Origin of the sequence: Gelatiniphilus marinus (assembly GCF_042684345.1) — a bacterium.
In the GTDB taxonomy this organism is placed as follows: Bacteria; Bacteroidota; Bacteroidia; order Flavobacteriales; family Flavobacteriaceae; genus Gelatiniphilus; species Gelatiniphilus marinus.
The window spans coordinates 1-500 of the sequence record NZ_JBHULK010000030.1 but is presented as its reverse complement, the minus strand read 5'-3'; the positions used below and the strand labels follow the sequence as shown (position 1 = coordinate 500).

The 500-nt window shown below is 42.0% G+C and carries 2 tRNA genes; both read right to left on the bottom strand.

The features are described 5' to 3' along the window. Positions 1–53 precede the first annotated feature (53 nt). A tRNA-Ala gene (locus tag ACFSQS_RS16170) sits at positions 54–127 on the bottom strand. A gap of 248 nt (positions 128–375) precedes the next feature. Continuing rightward, positions 376–449 (bottom strand) — tRNA-Ile (locus tag ACFSQS_RS16165). Positions 450–500: the final 51 nt, after the last annotated feature.

Here is a 500-nt window from a genome sequence, read left to right as displayed (position 1 = left end):
TAAGTATTAAGACGCATCTTAATACTTTGTACTTCTATCTTTGTACTCTCTAGTGGAGAATATCGGAGTCGAACCGATGACCTCCTGCGTGCAAGGCAGGCGCTCTAGCCAGCTGAGCTAATCCCCCGTGTTTAAGTGAACAGTCTTTAGTTAAAAGTTAACAGTAACTAATCGCTGCAACGTTAACTGGGTTGCTCTACTTCTAAAATTTCCTTTTTTTTAATGAACGTTTCTTTTAAAAACAATCCTATCGATTTCCTTTAAAAGATACCCACCTTCGTGGGCATACTCAGCACTTAAGTGCTTCGTAGTCTAAGGCAGACTCCCTTCGACTACGCTCAGGGTAAACTTCTCGTCTGTCTTTCGACAACCCTGTAGTCTCAGGCAGACTCGAACTGCCGACCTCTACATTATCAGTGTAGCGCTCTAACCAGCTGAGCTATGAGACTGTTTTCTTGAGATACTAGATGTTTAGACACTAGAATCTAGACTTTAATGTC